Origin of the sequence: Mesorhizobium sp. L2C066B000 (assembly GCF_000502335.1) — a bacterium.
Lineage (GTDB): Bacteria > Pseudomonadota > Alphaproteobacteria > Rhizobiales > Rhizobiaceae > Mesorhizobium.
In genome coordinates, this window is the sequence record NZ_AYWZ01000014.1 from 58,336 (window position 1) to 75,232 (window position 16,897).

A 16,897-nucleotide genomic window follows, 5' to 3' on the forward strand; every position below is an offset into this window, starting at 1 on the left:
GCTATTTGGAGTCGGCGGGCGGCGGCGACCCGTGACGCACATAATTCTCGATCGCCTGGGCATAATTGGCGGAACCGGCCTTGCGTTCTTTTTCGATGTAGCCGGCAAAATAGCTCCAGAACGACACCGCATAGTCGCGGAAATAGGCATCGGCGACATCGCGCGAACAGAGCTTGCCCTCAACGCAGATGGAGAGACGATTGAGGAAATAGACGATGCGATCAAAATTGTCGTTGAAATCGGCGATCGGCATGGTGCCGCCGCCGGCAGTCATCGCCTCAATGCCAATGCGTTGCCGGAAGACCCGTTCCTCGGTCGGCGAAGGCGTGGCGCTGAGCAGATTGTCGTATTTGGCGTTGAGCGACGAGAGGCGCTCCTTGAGCGCGCGCTGCGCCTGCTGAAAATCCTTGCTTTCCCAAAGCTCGACCAGCGACATCGTCTGCTCGACGCGCTTCTGTTCCTGGTTTGCGAGAAACTGGAAGACCGAGAAGGCCAGGGTGAAGATGATCGCCAGGCGCACGGCGAGACCCGACCAGGCGTAGATCAGCATGCGCCAGTCGCGGTCGGTGAAGGGGTTGGCTTCCTTCTTGATCTCGTGACTGCTCGGCCACGGAAAGCCTTCGGTGGTTTCGGGCAAGGTCGCCGGCTTCTTGGCCGGCGGAGGCGCCGATGTGGCCGGCGATTTCTGCGTTGCAGTGCCCCCCGGCTTTTTCATCCGCAGCTGTCCAGTTGGATGGTGGCGGTGGGATCGAGCACGACGCCGGGTGTCTCCAGCTTCTTTTTCAGGCAATCGAGCTGCGTGCGCGAAATCATGAACTGCACGTCCGGCTCGGCAGCCGCCTTGCTGGGTGACGGCAAGGGCTCGACCACGCCGCGCGAGGCGCAGCTGGAGAGATCGACGACAACGGCCCTGTTGCCGGTCTTGGCGATCTGGTCGTACTGGTCGAGAAAGCAGGTGGCGAGCTCGGAGTTGGTGACGATCTGCTTGGCGCACAAGCCGCAATTCTCGTCCGCCGAGGCGCTGGCAACCAGCAACAGGCTGCCGGCAAGGCCGGCTGTCGCTGCACGCCAGGAGAGCACGGGGATAGTCACTGATGTCCTCATCTGTTGCATTCAGCCGCGGCGCATAGAAGTGTCGCGAGCCGGGAATGTTCCTATATCACGCCGACAAGAGCCGGCGAAGCGATGTCAGGTCAGGCGCGGGGCACCGTCTCCATCGGGAAGATCATCACCGCGCCTTTGGGACCGCTCTTGTCGGCAAGCCGCATCACGGAGCGCGTTGCCGGCGCCATGCCGATGTCGGCCAGCATGTCGGAAAAACCAGGCGTTCCCGATGCGGCACGCGTCACGGCGCGCACGCCTTCCTGGGCAAGAAAGCTCAGATCCTCTTTCTCGCTTTGCGGCGGCGCCTCGGTCAGCACGGCAATCATGCGCTCCATGCCGAAGCTGGTGTCGGTGAAGGCGAGCAGCCCTTCCTTCAGGCCCTGATCGGCCTGCTGATTGATCGGGGCCAGCCGCTCGGCGACGATGTGGGTGATCGAATAGTCGCTGCCGATATACAGCACGTTGATGTCGACGAACTCGTCGGACTCGTTCTTTGACGCAATGTGTACCTGATCGCCCGGCGAAACGCGCGGCACCTTTGACGATTCGATCGGCTCCAGCGCATCGCTGTCCTGGCGCTTGATCAGGAACTGGACGCTGACCTCGTCCGGCCGGTAGTCGGACGCCGCGGCGAGCCGCGACAGGCCGGTGGCGCGGAAGATCGTGGTCAGGGTCTTGGCTGTGTTTTCCGCAAGCTTGTCGCGGCCATCCTGATGGATGACGATGCGTGGCGGCTTGCTGCCGTCCTTCAGGCTGATGTCGCCGGACGCCGGCAGGAACCACAGCGCCGGTTCGTCGCTGGCGTTGGCGGCAGCGCCGTCCATGGATTTTTCGCGCAGCACCGCAAGCCGCAGATCGGCGCTCTTGCCGGGCTCGACCAGCGCGATGTGGAAGCCGGACTTCGGCTTCGCCACCAATTCGTCCAGAACCGAATTGACCAGCTCGGTTTCTTTTTCGAGCCCTGCGGTCGGGGCCGGCTTTGCCACCAGCAGCTTGTAGTCGACTGCGAGTTCGGCAACGCGCGCATAGGCGCCGGCGGGCACCGCCGTCGGCGCAAGCGCCGGCTTGCCGTCGAATTCGACCGGTGCGAGCTGGCTTTCGAGGTTTTTTGCCGATTTCACTTCGAGATAGCCGACGGCGTCGGAGAGCTTCGACAGCGCCGAAGGCAAAATGGCGAGCTTGCTGCCGGGGGTCAGACCCTGCAGCAGCCCGGCGCCGATCGCGACATCGCCGTCCTTGACGGCAATCGGCCATTGCATGACGGCGTCGGTCTTGTCGGTGCCGAACACGCGGGCGTCCAGTTCGCCCTCGAACAGGGGCGTCGGCCTTGTGCGGCCGTCGGCCGAATATTGCTGCAGCACGGCCTGGCCGAGCTGGCGATAGGTGACGTTGGGGTTCTCGGCCAATTTCGACAGGATGGTGAAGGTGAACAGGCCGAAGCGCGGCGCGTCGGGCGTGCCCTTGGGCAGCGGCATTTCCGGCGTCGTCTCGACCGTCTGCGCCGCATAGAAGGCGACCAGCTTGCCCCGGGCGATCGGCTCGGCCCCGGTCGGGGTCAGGTTGAAGGCCGGCTTGCGGCCGCCATTCTCGTCGAAACCGCGCGATGCGCTTGCCGAGATGTCGTCATAGGCCTTCACCGCCGCTGCTCTCGCCGCGTCGTCGCCGCCGACGAGGTCGGCGAACTCGACCTTGCGCTCCAGTTCGTCATCGACTTCCGCGGCGCGCGTCGCGGTGCCGGAATGGCAGCAGTCGAACACCACCCAGACAAAGGCGCCCTTGTCGCGGATGGCGTCGAGTGCGGCGCCGACTTCGTTGTCGACCAGCGCGTTCGGCACGCCCTCTTCGCGGTTGATCCATTTGTCGATATCGGACGGCAGGAAAATCTCGTCGAGGCCGTCGGTCTCGTCACCGGCCTTGGCTTGCGGCTGCTGGGCGCCGTGGCCCGACAGATGCAGATAGACGAAATCGTCGCGTTGCACCTTGCCGGCGAGGTCGGCAAGGGCGGCCTTGATCGCCGCATGCGTCGGCGGGCCGTTGGCGCCTTCGACGTCCTTGGCGAGCAGGATCACATTCTCGGCCGAGAACTTCACCGGATCGGGCGTGTTCTTCAGGAGATAGTCGCGCACCAGGCCGGCATCGTTCTTCGGCCCGATCAGCCAGTTCTTCTGCGGCAGGTTCGGATAGTCGGTGCAGGCAACCAGCAGCGCGTGATAGGTGCGCGAGGCGGCGAGGGCACGGAACGAAACCGTACCGGCAACCACAAGCGCCGACGTGCCGACGAGCAGCGTCCGTCGTGTCAGTTTGATCATAATTGCTTCCCCAAGCCCGATCGAATTTGCAAGTGCGGCACCTTTCCTCGCGAATTTTGTCAGTATTTTGAATGTGGTCGGTGCCGTCAATCGGCGGTGGTGGTCATGGTGTCGATGGCGATAACGGAAACAGTGGCAAAAAGCCTGCTTCATCGCTATCTCAAGGGAATTGAGACCGTCGCATGGCAGAAATGATTTGCGAGCGGCGCTGGATCAAACAGATGGAACGTGATGTCGTCCGAGAACCGCTCCACACTTTTCGGCATCATGCTCTAAACGATCGGAAAACGGGATCATGGCGGCAAGGGATGTGCTGACGAAGAATCAGCTGAGCGTACTCGAAAAGCTCGAGGCCGCCAGCGGACCGCTCAGCGCCTATACGCTTCTCGACCAGCTGCGCGAGCGCGGTTTCCGCGCGCCGCTACAGGTTTACCGGGCACTCGACAGCCTGGTGAAGTCAGGCTTCGTGCACCGGTTGGAAAGCCTCAACTCCTTCGTCGCCTGCGCCGAACCGCACGACCATACGCATTCGATGACAGCCTTCGCTATCTGCGACACATGCGGGCAGGTGATGGAGATGTCCGACCATGACGTCGACCATCGGCTGGACGAATGGGTGCGCTCGACCGGGTTTGCTGCGAAGAAGGCGGTGATCGAGTTTCGCGGGACGTGTGCCAAGTGCCTGGCTGAGGCGGCTTAGCTTGCTTCCTACTTGAGCCGAGGCGGTGCGCTATTCTCGAATTCTTTCAAGAATGTCTCATAGACGACGTACCGCGTAGGCCCAGGTGTTAGCTGCTCCATAAGCAGGGGTTTCACCTCGTCGAGCCAAGATAATTTGCCAAGGCCAGACCCGATTTTTGGCAAGGCGATGGATTCTACCCGGTTTTTGTCGGCCCATTTCACAAGCCCGCGAACTGCTTTCCGTAAATAGGGAAGCGTGGCGTGATACATATCTGGCTGGGTTGCCAGATAAATGAAGCCCGGCTGATTGCCGTCTGGCTCCAATGTCCAGATATGACCCCCAATAAACCTGCCGGTCCGAGCATATTTCTTGAACGCAGCCTGCACATTCGGCCACTTTTTCGAAATCTTCAGCGCAAGTCCGGTGCCAAGGCCCTCTTGATTGCCCTCTGCCACGCCTTGAGCGATATAGCTTTCCTGGGCGGCCAGCAGGTCTCCGGTGACAAAGACAATCATCGCACCTTCAATGCGCCTCGTCCCAGTTGTTCGCTGCGCGGGCATCGACATGCAGCGGCACCGACATCGAGATGGCCGGCATCGGCGCGTTCTCCATCACCCTGCGCACCACGGGGATCGTCGCCTCGACTTCCGCTTCAACCGTCTCGAAGATCAATTCGTCATGCACCTGCAAGAGCATGCGGGCGGACAGGCCGGCCTTTTCCAGCGCCTCGTCCATATGCACCATGGCGCGGCGGATGATATCGGCAGCGGTGCCTTGCAGCCTGGCGTTGATCGAGGCGCGCTCGTTGAAGGCACGGATCGACGGGTTTGACGACCGGATCTCAGGATAGTGGATGCGGCGGCCGAAGATGGTTTCGACGAAGCCATGCTCGCGGGCATAGGCTTTTGTTGCCTCGATATAGTCGCGGATGCCGGGGAAACGCTCGAAGTATTTCTTGATGTAGGCGCCGGCCTCCTCGCGCGGGATCGACAGCTGGTTGGCCAGCCCAAAGGCCGAGATGCCGTAGATGATGCCGAAATTGATTGCCTTGGCGCGGCGGCGCACTTCGGAAGGCATGCCTTCGACCGGCACGTTGAACATTTCCGAGGCGGTGATGGCGTGGATGTCGGCGCCATCGGCGAAGGCCTGCTTCAACTGCGGGATCTCGGCGACGTGGGCAAGCACGCGCAGTTCGATCTGGCTGTAGTCGGCCGAGACCAGTTTCTGGCCCTTGTCGGCGATGAAGGCCGTCCTGATCTTGCGTCCCTCCGCGGTGCGCACCGGGATGTTCTGCAGATTGGGATCGGAGGAGGACAGCCGGCCCGTCGTCGTTGCGGCCAGCGCATACGATGTGTGCACGCGCCTGGTGTCGGGATGGATGAAGCCGGGCAGCGCGTCGGTGTAGGTCGATTTCAGCTTGGTCAGCTGACGCCAGTCGACGATCTTGCGCGGCAGTTCGTGGCCTTCGGCGGCGAGGTCTTCCAGAAGCTGCGCGGAGGTCGACCATTGCCCGGTCTTGGTCTTGGAGCCGCCGGGCAGGCCCATGCGGCCGAACAGGATGTCGCCGAGTTGCTTTGGCGACCCGATGTTGATGCGCTCGCCGACAAGGCCGTAGATTTCCTCTTCCAGCCGTGCGGCGCCTTGCGCCAGCTCGCCGGAGAGCCGCGACAGGATCTGGCGGTCGACTGAGATGCCGCGCTGTTCCATCCGCGCCAGCACCGGCACCAGCGGCCGTTCCAGCCGCTCATAGACCGAAACCAGGCGCTTGGCGGCAAGTCGCGGCTTCAGCACCTGCCATAGCCGCAACGCTACGTCGGCATGGCCGGCGGCGTAGGCGGTCGCCCGGTCGATGTCGACCTGCTCGAACCCGACCGAGCTTCTGCCGGAACCGGCGAGATCCTTGAGCGGCGTCGTGGCATGGCCGAGCCATTTGTCGGCAAGCGAGGACAAAGTGTGGTGGCCGGTGCCGGCGTCGAGCACATAGGAAATCAACATCGTGTCGTCGAAGGGTGCGATATCGATGCCGTGGCGGCTCATGACGACGATGTCGTATTTGGCGTCCTGGGCGATCTTGAGCACCGATTTGTCTTCCAGCAACTGCTTCAGCAGCGCCAGCGCCTCGCGGACCGGAATCTGGTTCTCCAGCGTGCCGCCGCCGAGCAGGTCGCCAGCGCCGCTCTTGTGGGCGAGCGGCACATAGGCGGCGCGGCCGGGGCCGATCGCCAGGGAGAAACCGATGAGGTCGGCCAGCATCGGATCGGAAGACGTGGTTTCGGTGTCGAAGGCGACGGTTCCGGTCTCCTTGGCTTGGGCCAGCCAGGTCTTGAGCGTTGCCGTGTCGCGGATGGCGACATAGGCGGCAGGATCGATTTTGGCCGCGGCGGCCGTTTCCAGGCGAAGTGCGGCAAGCAGCGAAGGCGCGTCCCCGGCCCTGGCGGTTTCGGATTTGGCTTCATCCTGTGTTGCCGCAGGCACCGGTGTGCCGGAGCCGACATCGGGGCCGTGCGCGGTGTCGGCGCGCTCGACGGTGACTGCGACAGCCTGCACATCGCCGGCTTCGGTGCTGGTCGCCTCGGCCACACGGCGGGTCAGCGAGGTGAATTCCATGGTTTTGAGAAAGCCGATCAGCTTCGGCCCATCCGGCGCATGCAGCACGAAATCGTCGAGCCCGTCTGTCACCGGCACGTCGTTCTTCAGCGTCACCAGCTGGCGCGATATGCGCGCCTTGTCGGCATTGGCGATGATGGATTCGCGCCTCTTGTCCTGCTTGATCTCGCTGGCCCGGGCGAGCAGCCCGTCAAGGTCGCCGAACTGTTCCAGAAGCTGCGCCGCCGTTTTCGGCCCGATGCCGGGTACGCCCGGCACATTGTCGACGGAGTCGCCGGTCAGCGCCTGCAGGTCGATCATCTTTTCCGGCGGCACACCCCATTTCTCGATGACTTCGGGGATGCCGATCTGGCGGTCCTTCATCGGGTCGTACATGCCGACCGTGGGTCCGACCAGCTGCATTAGATCCTTGTCAGAGGAGATGATAGTGGTGTCGCCGCCGGCCTCGCACGCCAGCCTGGCATAAGTGGCGATGAGGTCGTCGGCCTCGTAGCCTTCGATCTCGATGCAGGGCAGGTTGAAGGCCACGGTTGCCTGGCGGATCAGACCGAATTGCGGGATCAGGTCTTCGGGCGGCGCGTTGCGGTTGGCCTTGTATTCCGGGTAGAGATCGTTGCGGAAGGTTTTCGACGAATAATCGAAAATGACCGCTAAATGCGTCGGCACGATGCCTACATCGGTGTTGCGGGCGTCCTGCATCAGCTTCCACAACATGTTGCAGAAGCCGGAGACCGCGCCGACCGGCAGCCCATCGGATTTGCGGGTCAGCGGCGGCAGCGCATGATAGGCGCGAAAGATGTAGCCGGAGCCGTCGATAAGGAAGAGATGGTCGCCTTTTTTCATGCCGGCAGGGATAGCGCGGCAGGACGGCGCGGTCCATGGCAAAGGCGGGCTTCCAACAGGTGTTGCGGCGACATGCTGACAGAGCCTGCCTGCCGATAGGTCCTGCTGCTGTTTGCCTCGGCGCTCACGGCTATGTTACAAAAGTGTAATTTTTGTGCCCTTGAAACGCCACGATCCGAGACACAAATAAAGGTCATCGGCAGTTTTCGCCGAGTCCGGAGCAAGGCCCGTCCCCCGCCTATCCCGGACAATTGCGGCAGCCTATCCCCCCTCTCCGGGCTGCCGCATCGTTTCGAGTAAAAGACCGCCGTGGTTCCCCTCCACCACGGCGGTTCTTTTTTGCCTTCTGACAAGTGTTTACGGTCCGTGGTCCAACGATCGCGGGCTTTTCGTTTTGATGCGCTGCCTTTACGGTCCCGGCACCGAAAAGAAAGGCCCGCAGTAATGTCCACCATTTCCTCCGTCCTCGACCGTCTCGACAAAAATCTCGACCAGAGCCTGGAGCGCCTGTTCGGCCTGCTCCGCATCAAGTCGATCTCCACCGATTCAGACTATGCCGCCGACTGCCGCAAGGCCGCCGAATGGCTGGTGGCGGACCTCAAGCTGATCGGCTTCGACGCTTCGGTGCGCGACACGCCGGGACACCCGATGGTGGTTGCGCACCATGAAGGCCCCGCCGGTTCGCCGCATGTGCTGTTTTATGGCCATTACGACGTGCAGCCGGTCGATCCGATCGAGCTTTGGGAGAACGACCCGTTTGCGCCGGCGGTCAAGGAGATCGAGCCCGGTCACAAGGTAATCACCGGCCGTGGCTCGGCCGACGACAAGGGGCAGCTGATGACCTTCGTCGAGGCCTGCCGCGCCTGGAAGCAGGTGCATGGCAATCTGCCCTGCCGCATCACCATCCTGTTCGAGGGCGAGGAGGAGTCCGGTTCGCCGTCGCTGAAGCCGTTCCTCGAGGCCAATGCCGATGAGCTCAAGGCCGATTTCGCTCTGGTCTGCGACACCGGCATGTGGGACCGCGAAACGCCGTCGATCTGCGTTTCGCTGCGCGGAATGGTCGGCGAGGAGGTCACCGTCAAGGCCGCCGATCGCGACCTGCATTCGGGCCTCTATGGCGGCGCCGCCGCCAACCCGATCCGCATCCTGGCGAAAATCCTCGCCGACATCCATGACGAGAACGGCCACATCACCATTCCCGGCTTCTATGACGGGGTCGAGGAAACGCCGTCGCAGATCCTGAAATCATGGGAAACTCTGGGCGAGACCGCCGAAACCTTCCTCGGACCGATCGGCCTCTCGATCCCGTCGGGCGAAAAAGGCCGCTCGGTGATGGAACTGACCTGGGCGCGGCCGACGGCCGAGTTCAACGGCATCATCGGCGGCTACACCGGCAAGGGGTTCAAGACGGTGATCGCGGCGGAAGCGTCGTCGAAAATCTCCTTCCGCCTCGTCCACAAGCAGGACCCCGAGAAGATCCGCGCCGCGTTCCGGGAATTCGTCAAGGCGCGCATTCCCAGGGACTGTTCGGTCGAATTCCACCCGCATGGCGGCGGGCCGGCAATTCAGCTTTCCTACGACTCGCCATTCCTGGCCAAGGCCAAGACTGCGCTGTCGGATGAATGGCCGAAGCCAGCGGTGACGACCGGCAGCGGAGGCTCGATACCGGTGGTCGGCGACTTCCAGACCTATCTCGGCATGGAATCGCTGCTGGTCGGGTTCGGGCTCGACGACGACCGCATCCACTCGCCCAACGAGAAATACGAGCTGACCTCCTTCCACAAGGGCCAGCGCTCCTGGGCGCGCATTCTCGATGCGCTGACGCGCTGAGGAGGCTGGGAAGTTTTCTTGTTGATTTTTCAGCGGATCGCGGCGAGGACGAGTTACGCCGCGATCCGGAGACAACTATGCCCGACATCCGCTTCCACAAGAACGATCTGCCCGACCTCGCCCACTACAATGTCGACGCGGTGGCCATCGATACCGAGACGCTGGGGTTGAACCCGCACCGCGACCGGCTTTGCGTGGTGCAGATCTCGCCCGGCGATGGCTCGGCCGACGTGATCCAGATCGCGCCCGGCCAGAAGAAAGCGCCGAACCTCGTCAGCCTGCTCCGCAACCGCGGCATATCGAAACTGTTCCACTACGGCCGTTTCGACCTCGCCGTGCTGTACAATGCCTTCGGCGTCATGCCGGAGCCGGTGTTCTGCACCAAGATCGCCTCGCGGCTGACCCGCACCTATACCGACCGGCACGGCTTGAAGGACATCTGCTTCGAACTGCTTGGCGTCGGCCTGTCGAAGGCGCAGCAATCGTCGGACTGGGCGGCCGAGACCCTGTCGCCCGAACAGCTCGAATATGCCGCTTCCGACGTTCTCTATCTGCACCGTCTGCGCGAGGTGCTGGCTGGACGCCTGGCGCGGGACGGGCGCACCAAGGAAGCCGACGCCTGCTTCCGCTTCCTGCCGACGCGTGCCAAGCTCGATTTGATGGGTTGGGACGAAGAGGATATTTTTGCCCACAGCTGATGGCCTTCGGATAACGCTTCCGGCAGCCTTGCAACCAGACACGCGTCGTGGCGTTCTGTCGACTCAATGAGGGGGATGACGTGGCAGACCGCAAACCGATAGCGACCGCCCCGACGGATGGATCCAAGGTCACTGTTCTGTGGAAGGACGGCGCCGGCGTCGTCAGCGAATCCGTCGGGCAATATCGCGACGGCGCCTGGTGGGTCTACACCGACAGCGATACCCAGAAAAAGGTCGACCCGACCAGCTGGCGGCCAGTCTCCAGCGACGATGACGACGATCAATGAGCGCCGCTGGCGGGTGCAACTGCTTTCGCATAGCCTGAAGTCGTTGATATCGAGGCCGATTCGGGGCCTTCCGCTCCGTAGCCTCTCTTCCTGGAGGAACGCGTCATGGGCATCGAAAGCCTTCTCATCTTCATCATAATCGGCGCCATTGCCGGCTGGCTCGCCGGCCTCATCGTCTCGGGCTTCGGCTTCGGCCTCATCGGCAACATCGTCGTCGGCATTATCGGCGCCCTGATCGCCGGCTGGCTGTTTCCAAGGCTGGGCTTCGCAATCGGCGGCGGCATTCTGGCTGCCATCATCAACGCCACGATCGGCGCTGTCATCCTGCTGGTGCTGGTCAAGGTCTTGAAGCGAGCGTGACGCTCGATACGAAACGGAGCGCGCCATGAAACAGAACACCCTCTATCTCCTCATCGGCGCGCTCTTGGTCGTGGTCATTGCGCTAGGTATCTATGTCTATCACGAGCAGACCAAGCCAAAGGGCGTGGAGCTGAAGATCGACGACAAAGGCATTTCGATCCAGCAGAATTGATGATGTCCGCCTGCGGGTGGCGCTGATTTGTCATCCAGGCATTTTACGGCGATTGGGAGTTTCCTTGTGCAAATATTTGCACATCGTGATTGACTTTCGTTTCCACTATGTGCAAAAATTTGCACATAGATTTGAGCCGAGAAATGAACGAAACCAACACCGCCAAAGTCAAGGCCCGGCTCGAGAGGGAAGGCTGGAAGAACGTCGGCGGCACGAAGCATGACAAGTACAAAAAAGACGGCATGCCGACGATCATGGTTCCTCGCCACAAGACTCTGACGCCGTTGGTAGCTCGGTCTATAGCCAAGGCGGCAGGCTGGGAATAAACCGACCTCATCGCGTTCCGAAGCCTAATGGACATAAAGTCGGAATAAGGAAAGCTGTTAGATATGTCTCGCTATGTCGCACTCGTGGATGCTGCCGACGGCTTTGTCGGCGTCTCGTTTCCCGATGCTCCTGGCTGCGTCGCGCAGTCGGAAAGCCGGGACGAGGCTGTAAAGGACGCTATGGCCGCGTTGGCCGAATGGGTGGCTGAAGAAATCGCGGACGGCCGTAAAATCCCCACTCCTCGCAAAGTCGAGGCGCTTTTAGAAGATGCTGAGGTTCGAGCAGCGCTCGCCGCTGGCGCTATCTTGATGTCCGTGCCCTTGATCCGAGATGCCGGCCGTCCGGCCCGGGCCAATATCTCGTTGGATGCCGGTTTGCTCGCCGAGGCTGACGAAACAGCCAATCGGTTGGGGGTCACCCGATCGGCCTTTGTCGCCGCCGCGTTGCGAGACAAGATCCGTCAAACTGTTTGAACAGTGATCTCGGGCACCCGCCAAAGTACCGCGTTGCCGACGCCTGTTAGCCAGCGGCAGCGGATTTTAGAAATTCTTAAGGAATTCCAGAAGGGTGCATAAACCCTGCTTTAACGCGCCCTTAAACCGCCGCATCTACCCTCCAACCCGAGCGCCATTGATACCGGGAAGACAGCGCAACGCATGGCGAACCGCAGAGACAGTCGCATCGAACCCAGCTTCGAGGGATCGCCAAAGGCGAAATCCGCGGCCGGTTTTTCGGTGAACGAGGAGGATCGGGTCGTGCCGGCCAATCGCAAATCATCTTCGGCGCGCAAAACCTCCAAGGCAAAATCATCGTCACGCGGCAAGCGAGGCAAAGCCCGGCGCGGCCTTTTCGGCGTGATGGCCCGGATGTTCTACTGGTGCTTCGTGCTCTGCATCTGGGGCGGCATCGCCGTGGCCGGCATCGTCGTCTATTACGGCGCCAAGATGCCGGCGGCGACCACCTGGTCGATCCCCGACCGTGCGCCCAACATCAAGATCGTCTCGGTCGACGGGCAACTGCTTGCCAACCGCGGCATGAGCGGCGGCGAGGCGGTCGGCCTGCACGAAATGTCGCCCTACATTCCGGAAGCCGTCATCGCCATCGAGGACCGCCGCTTCTATTCGCATTTCGGCATCGACCCGATCGGCCTGTCACGCGCCATGGTGACCAATGTTCTGGGCCGGCGTTTCTCGCAGGGCGGCTCGACGCTGACCCAGCAACTGGCCAAGAACCTGTTCCTGAAGCCCGACCGCACGCTGGAGCGCAAGGTGCAGGAAGTGCTGCTGGCGCTGTGGCTGGAGCACAAGCATACCAAGGACCAGATCCTCGAAATGTACCTCAACCGGGTCTATTTCGGCTCCGGCGCCTATGGCGTCGAGGCGGCCTCGCGCCGCTATTTCGGCAAGAGCGCGCGCGATGTCACTCTGTCGGAGGCGGCCCTTCTCGCCGGCCTCTTGAAGGCGCCGTCGCGACTGTCGCCGGCGCGGGATCCGAAGGCGGCGGAGGAGCGTTCGCAGCTGGTGCTCGCCGCCATGCGCGACGAAGGCAAGATCAGCGCCAAGGAACTGGCCTCGGCGATGAGCGCGCCGGCAACGCGCGCGCCATCCTACTGGACCGGTTCGGAAAACTACGTCGCCGACACCATCATGGAAGAGCTGCCCGATTTGATCGGCGACGTGCGCAGCGACATCGTCGTCGACACCACCGTCGACCTCAACCTGCAGAAGCTCGCCGAAGAGTCGATCCGCCGGCTGATCGACGAGAGCGGCAAGAAGCTCAATGTCAGCCAAGGCGCGCTGGTCTCGATCGACAATTCCGGCGCCGTGCGCGCCATGGTCGGCGGCTACGACTATTCGACGAGCCAGTTCGACCGCGCCTCCGAAGCACGCCGTCAACCGGGCTCGGCGTTCAAGCCGTTCGTCTATATGGCCGCGCTGGAAGCTGGTCGCACGCCCGACAGCGTGCGCAACGACGCACCGATCAAGATCGGCAAGTGGACACCGGACAATTACGGCGGCAAATATTTCGGCAAGGTGACGCTGGCGACCGCGCTGGCGAAATCGCTGAATTCTGTCGCGGCACAGCTGACCATGGAGGTCGGCCCCGACGCGGTGGTCGCGGCGGCGCACCGCATGGGCATCCAGTCCGATCTGATCGCCAACACCTCGATCGCGCTCGGCACTTCGGAAGTGACGCCGCTGGAGCTGACATCGGCCTATGTGCCGTTCGCCAATGGCGGCTACAAGCCCGACATCCATTTCATCCGCCGCATCACCACGACCGAAGGCAAGGTGCTCTATGACGACAATGGCGGCAGCGCGCCGCGCGTCGTCAAGCAGAACATTGTCGGCATGATGAACTCGATGCTGACTGGCACGGTCGAGATCGGCACGGCGAAGAAGGCGGCCTTCGCCTGGCCGTCTGCCGGCAAGACCGGAACCAGCCAGAATTCGCGCGACGCCTGGTTCGTCGGTTACACCGCAAACCTCACCACCGGCGTATGGTTCGGCAATGATGACGGCACGCCGATGAAGAAGGTCACCGGTGGCGCGTTGCCGGCACAGGCCTGGCACGAATTCATGGTGGCGGCGCATGAAGGCGTGCCGGTCAGGCCGCTGCCCGGGACCTGGAAATCGACGCCTCCAGATACCATCGTGCCCGACGATATTCCGTCAGTCGATAACAATCAGGCGGCGCCGTTGCCTGCCGTGGCCGTCAGCCGTTCGGAGCCTGCTGCCGCGCCGGCACCTGCTGCTGCACCGGCACAAGCACCGGTCCGCCGTCCGGCCGAAACGGTCGATGCCGACGGTTTCAACATGCCGGGCGACGGCGGCACCACGGCCTCGATCAAGCACCCGGTACCGCCGGGCAGCGTCGGCGGCCCGGCCAAGAAGCGGAAAACCTCAATCCTGGATATTCTCGGCGGCGGCTGAGCGGCTCGTCATTCTGGCTTCAAACCAATGGCTAGCTGGCAATCCGTTCCTCATATGAGAGCTGCGGTGACAATTCGGCCTCTCGCCACCTCCGCGGCATTCGGCTACATCTCCGGCCGGAGTGACAGACATGGCTGAGACCGACACCAGAAAAACCATCGTGCTGACCGGAGCCAGCCGCGGCATCGGACATGCTACGGTCAAGCGCTTTTCGCGTGAGGGTTGGCGCGTCATCACCTGTTCGCGCCAGGCCTTTGCCGAGGATTGTCCGTGGCCGGCCGGTCCGGAAGATCACATCAAGGTCGATCTCGCCGACCAGGAAGATGTCGGCATCGCCGTCTCGGAGATCCGTCACCGGCTCGAGGCGCATGGCGGCCAGTTGCACGCTCTGGTCAACAATGCCGGCATCTCGCCAAAGCTCAAGGACGGCAACAGCCGGATGGATTCGATCGACACGCCGATGCATGTCTGGCGCGACGTGTTCCAGGTCAATTTCTTCGCGCCGATCATGCTGGCGCGTGGCCTCTTCAAGGAGCTTGCTGCAGCGAAAGGCTCGATCGTCAACGTCACCTCGATCGCCGGCACGCGCGTGCATCCTTTCGCCGGCACCGCCTATGCGACCTCGAAGGCGGCACTCGGCTCGCTGACGCGCGAGATGGCGCATGATTTCGGCCCGCACGGCATCCGCGTCAATGCGATTGCGCCGGGCGAGATCGACACCGCGATCCTGTCGCCTGGCACCGACAAGATCGTCGAGACGATCCCACTCAGGCGCCTTGGCGCCACCTCGGAAGTCGCCGACATCATCTTCTTCCTGTGCTCGCAGCAGGCGTCCTATGTGACGGGCTCGGAAATCCACATCAATGGCGGCCAGCACGTCTGAGCACTGACAGACTGCTCATTCAGCGATGGTGAGAACAGCCTTGCCGCCGAAGCTGCGCTGTCGCAGGGCGTCCAGAGCCCGGGCGATGTCTGTCCACGGCACGGTCATGGACACACGGGTTTCCAGCCGGCCAGCCGCGACCAGAGCGAGCAGCGAGGCGATGTCCGCGCCAATGGCTGGACCGGATGTGTAGTAGGCGAAAGTCTGAAGCCTCGCTCCCTCATGGCCCGGAACGAACTGTCTGAAGCCAACCGGCGTGAATTCGCCGCTGCTCGAACCGAACATGACGATGGTGCCGCCGGGGGCGACGCGTTCGATGGCATGGGCGAGGCTTTGGCCGCCGACCGACTCGGTGATCAGAGAGAATGGCCCTTCGGCCAGTTCGATCGACTCGACGACTTCGTGAGCACCAAGACCGCGGAGATCCTCGGCGTGCCGGGCGGCGGCGATTGCAGTCACCGCGGCGCCTTGCTCGCGGGCGATCTGGATCTGGAAACGGCCGACCGCGCCGCTGGCGCCGGTGATCAACACCTGCTGTCCCGCGAGGTCGCCGCCATGGCGCAAGACCCTGAGCGCCGTCGTGCCCGCGACCGGAAGCGTGGCGGCGGACCCGAAGCTGACCTCGTCCGGGATGACGGCGAGACGGTCGGTCGGAACGGCCGCCCGTTCGGCCCAGCCGGCCTCGTCGACCAAAGCCACAACCCGGGCGCCGACGGCAGGCCCGGAGCCATCGGCTGCCGCCCGCTTGATCACTCCAACCACGTCCTGGCCAGGTATCCAGCCTTCCGGGCGTATGGTGAGCAGGCGCAGTTCACCGCGGTTCAACGAGGTAGCGTGGACTGAGACAAGCGCTTCGTTGGGGAGGGGCCGAGGGTCCTCGACCTCGGCGAGCGTCAGTCTGGTGGGGTTGTCGGGAGACATGACGAGCGCGCGCATGGGAAGCCCTCCTGATACTTTGTGACATGCCAGCCACGAACCGGAGCCTATCGACTTCCCGCATCAAAGAATTTAGCTATCATGGCGAATAGTCGCTAAAAGCGGTCAATTGTGAGACAGCCTCTCCGCTACCCCTGGGTCGACTTCGATGTCGATGATGTGATCGCTCCTGCAATTGCGGTTCGCGTCGATGTCACCGAAACCAAAGCGGAAGTGGCGACCCATTGGCACCGCAAGGGCCAGCTCGTCTTCGCGCTCGGCGGTGGCGTCACATGCCGCGTCCCGAGCGGCCTGTGGATGGTGCCGCCACATTGCGGGGTGTGGATTCCCGGCGGCATGGAACACAGCAATATCGCGACCGCCAATGCGCGGATTTTCTTCGTCTATATCGAGCCGGGAGCCGCCGATCTGCCGGACCGGTGCTGCACGCTGTCGATCTCGCCACTGCTGCGCGAATTGATCATCGAGCTGGCCGACCGCATGGAGGAAGACGAAGGGAAGGACGCGCTTTTGACTGGGATGCTGCTCTCCGAACTGCCGCGCATGCCTGTCCAGCAACTGCATCTGCCGATCTCCGCCGAGCCGCGCTTGCGGCGGATCGCGGAAGCATTGGCGCAGGACCCTGCCGACCGCAGCACGCTTGCAGAGTGGGCCAGTCGCGTCGCGCTCTCAGAAAGCAGTCTCGCCCGTCTTGTGGTGAAGCAGACCGGACTGAGCTTCGGCCGCTGGCGCCAGCAATTGCACCTGATCGTCGCCATACGGGAGCTGGCCTCCGGTGCGAGTGTCCAGCAGGTTTCGGGCGATCTCGGCTACGCCTCCGTCACCGCCTTCATCACCATGTTCAAGAAAGCGCTCGGCAAGCCGCCGGCAAAGTATCTCGCCAGCGTCGCGCACAATGGCGGCTCCGCCTTCGTGGCGTGATCAAC

At 62.8% G+C, this 16,897-nt stretch carries 17 protein-coding genes; 11 read left to right on the top strand and 6 right to left on the bottom strand.

Going from position 1 to position 16,897, the window contains the following annotated elements:
• Position 1: 1 nt before the first annotated feature.
• The 3 genes from X733_RS142360 to X733_RS142350 form a co-directional block, all read right to left on the bottom strand.
• Positions 2-715: a hypothetical protein gene (locus tag X733_RS142360; RefSeq protein ID WP_023751422.1), complete on the bottom strand. Its 714-nt coding sequence runs from the start codon at positions 713-715 to the stop codon at positions 2-4.
• The gene (locus X733_RS142355) at positions 712-1,092 is read right to left on the bottom strand and encodes a hypothetical protein (protein WP_245259851.1); all 381 of its coding nucleotides are present in this window, start codon (positions 1,090-1,092) and stop codon (positions 712-714) included. The genes X733_RS142360 and X733_RS142355 overlap by 4 nt, the downstream gene beginning before the upstream one ends.
• A 101-nt stretch (positions 1,093-1,193) precedes the next feature.
• Positions 1,194-3,413: a caspase family protein gene (locus tag X733_RS142350; protein ID WP_023819636.1), complete on the bottom strand. Its 2,220-nt coding sequence runs from the start codon at positions 3,411-3,413 to the stop codon at positions 1,194-1,196.
• A gap of 295 nt (positions 3,414-3,708) precedes the next feature.
• Between X733_RS142350 and X733_RS142345 the strand changes: the two genes are divergently transcribed.
• Complete coding sequence (locus tag X733_RS142345) at positions 3,709-4,113, top strand: Fur family transcriptional regulator (RefSeq protein WP_023669789.1); 405 nt, start codon at positions 3,709-3,711, stop codon at positions 4,111-4,113.
• An 8-nt stretch (positions 4,114-4,121) separates the two neighbouring features.
• Here the strand turns inward: X733_RS142345 and X733_RS142340 are convergent, their stop codons facing one another.
• Complete coding sequence (locus X733_RS142340; RefSeq protein ID WP_023819638.1) at positions 4,122-4,610, bottom strand: macro domain-containing protein; 489 nt, start codon at positions 4,608-4,610, stop codon at positions 4,122-4,124.
• A gap of 7 nt (positions 4,611-4,617) precedes the next feature.
• Complete coding sequence (polA, locus tag X733_RS142335; RefSeq protein ID WP_023819639.1) at positions 4,618-7,545, bottom strand: DNA polymerase I; 2,928 nt, start codon at positions 7,543-7,545, stop codon at positions 4,618-4,620.
• A 444-nt stretch (positions 7,546-7,989) separates the two neighbouring features.
• On the opposite strand from polA, the gene X733_RS142330 reads away from it, so the two are divergent.
• The 9 genes from X733_RS142330 (at position 7,990) to X733_RS142290 (ending at position 15,035) form a co-directional block, all read left to right on the top strand.
• On the top strand, positions 7,990-9,375 hold the full coding sequence (locus tag X733_RS142330; RefSeq protein ID WP_023686593.1) for a M20/M25/M40 family metallo-hydrolase: 1,386 nt from the start codon (positions 7,990-7,992) through the stop codon (positions 9,373-9,375).
• 77 nt (positions 9,376-9,452) lie between these two features.
• On the top strand, positions 9,453-10,073 hold the full coding sequence (locus X733_RS142325; RefSeq protein ID WP_023698188.1) for a ribonuclease D: 621 nt from the start codon (positions 9,453-9,455) through the stop codon (positions 10,071-10,073).
• Between the two features lie 80 nt (positions 10,074-10,153).
• The gene (locus X733_RS142320) at positions 10,154-10,360 is read left to right on the top strand and encodes a hypothetical protein (protein ID WP_023683046.1); all 207 of its coding nucleotides are present in this window, start codon (positions 10,154-10,156) and stop codon (positions 10,358-10,360) included.
• 105 nt (positions 10,361-10,465) lie between these two features.
• Positions 10,466-10,720, top strand: a complete 255-nt coding sequence (locus X733_RS142315) for a GlsB/YeaQ/YmgE family stress response membrane protein (protein ID WP_023683047.1) — start codon at positions 10,466-10,468, stop codon at positions 10,718-10,720.
• 25 nt (positions 10,721-10,745) lie between these two features.
• Positions 10,746-10,892 (top strand): hypothetical protein, encoded by a 147-nt coding sequence (locus X733_RS1000000168570; RefSeq protein ID WP_023683048.1) that lies wholly within the window; start codon positions 10,746-10,748, stop codon positions 10,890-10,892.
• A gap of 143 nt (positions 10,893-11,035) precedes the next feature.
• The gene (locus X733_RS142305) at positions 11,036-11,218 is read left to right on the top strand and encodes a type II toxin-antitoxin system HicA family toxin (protein WP_023669780.1); all 183 of its coding nucleotides are present in this window, start codon (positions 11,036-11,038) and stop codon (positions 11,216-11,218) included.
• 63 nt (positions 11,219-11,281) lie between these two features.
• Positions 11,282-11,692 (top strand): type II toxin-antitoxin system HicB family antitoxin, encoded by a 411-nt coding sequence (locus X733_RS142300; RefSeq protein ID WP_023669779.1) that lies wholly within the window; start codon positions 11,282-11,284, stop codon positions 11,690-11,692.
• A 183-nt stretch (positions 11,693-11,875) separates the two neighbouring features.
• Positions 11,876-14,152 (top strand): transglycosylase domain-containing protein, encoded by a 2,277-nt coding sequence (locus X733_RS142295; RefSeq protein ID WP_023819640.1) that lies wholly within the window; start codon positions 11,876-11,878, stop codon positions 14,150-14,152.
• Between the two features lie 130 nt (positions 14,153-14,282).
• Positions 14,283-15,035, top strand: coding sequence for an SDR family oxidoreductase (locus X733_RS142290; protein ID WP_023669777.1), 753 nt, complete (start codon positions 14,283-14,285; stop codon positions 15,033-15,035).
• A gap of 15 nt (positions 15,036-15,050) precedes the next feature.
• Here the strand turns inward: X733_RS142290 and X733_RS142285 are convergent, their stop codons facing one another.
• The gene (locus X733_RS142285; protein ID WP_023751415.1) at positions 15,051-15,971 is read right to left on the bottom strand and encodes a zinc-binding dehydrogenase; all 921 of its coding nucleotides are present in this window, start codon (positions 15,969-15,971) and stop codon (positions 15,051-15,053) included.
• Positions 15,972-16,082: 111 nt separating this feature from the next.
• On the opposite strand from X733_RS142285, the gene X733_RS142280 reads away from it, so the two are divergent.
• Positions 16,083-16,892 (top strand): helix-turn-helix transcriptional regulator, encoded by an 810-nt coding sequence (locus tag X733_RS142280; RefSeq protein ID WP_023819641.1) that lies wholly within the window; start codon positions 16,083-16,085, stop codon positions 16,890-16,892.
• Positions 16,893-16,897 lie beyond the last annotated feature (5 nt).

Excerpts from the sequence above, each read along its gene's own strand:
- X733_RS142350 (WP_023819636.1), bottom strand. The coding sequence starts at position 3,413 with ATGATCAAACTGACACGACGGACGCTGCTCGTCGGCACGTCGGCGCTT.
- X733_RS142315 (WP_023683047.1), top strand. The coding sequence starts at position 10,466 with ATGGGCATCGAAAGCCTTCTCATCTTCATCATAATCGGCGCCATTGCC.
- X733_RS142285 (WP_023751415.1), bottom strand. The coding sequence starts at position 15,971 with ATGCGCGCGCTCGTCATGTCTCCCGACAACCCCACCAGACTGACGCTC.
- X733_RS142295 (WP_023819640.1), top strand. The coding sequence starts at position 11,876 with ATGGCGAACCGCAGAGACAGTCGCATCGAACCCAGCTTCGAGGGATCG.
- X733_RS142340 (WP_023819638.1), bottom strand. The coding sequence starts at position 4,610 with ATGATTGTCTTTGTCACCGGAGACCTGCTGGCCGCCCAGGAAAGCTAT.
- X733_RS142305 (WP_023669780.1), top strand. The coding sequence starts at position 11,036 with ATGAACGAAACCAACACCGCCAAAGTCAAGGCCCGGCTCGAGAGGGAA.
- X733_RS142325 (WP_023698188.1), top strand. The coding sequence starts at position 9,453 with ATGCCCGACATCCGCTTCCACAAGAACGATCTGCCCGACCTCGCCCAC.
- polA (WP_023819639.1), bottom strand. The coding sequence starts at position 7,545 with ATGAAAAAAGGCGACCATCTCTTCCTTATCGACGGCTCCGGCTACATC.
- X733_RS1000000168570 (WP_023683048.1), top strand. The coding sequence starts at position 10,746 with ATGAAACAGAACACCCTCTATCTCCTCATCGGCGCGCTCTTGGTCGTG.
- X733_RS142330 (WP_023686593.1), top strand. The coding sequence starts at position 7,990 with ATGTCCACCATTTCCTCCGTCCTCGACCGTCTCGACAAAAATCTCGAC.
- X733_RS142300 (WP_023669779.1), top strand. The coding sequence starts at position 11,282 with ATGTCTCGCTATGTCGCACTCGTGGATGCTGCCGACGGCTTTGTCGGC.
- X733_RS142345 (WP_023669789.1), top strand. The coding sequence starts at position 3,709 with ATGGCGGCAAGGGATGTGCTGACGAAGAATCAGCTGAGCGTACTCGAA.
- X733_RS142360 (WP_023751422.1), bottom strand. The coding sequence starts at position 715 with ATGAAAAAGCCGGGGGGCACTGCAACGCAGAAATCGCCGGCCACATCG.
- X733_RS142290 (WP_023669777.1), top strand. The coding sequence starts at position 14,283 with ATGGCTGAGACCGACACCAGAAAAACCATCGTGCTGACCGGAGCCAGC.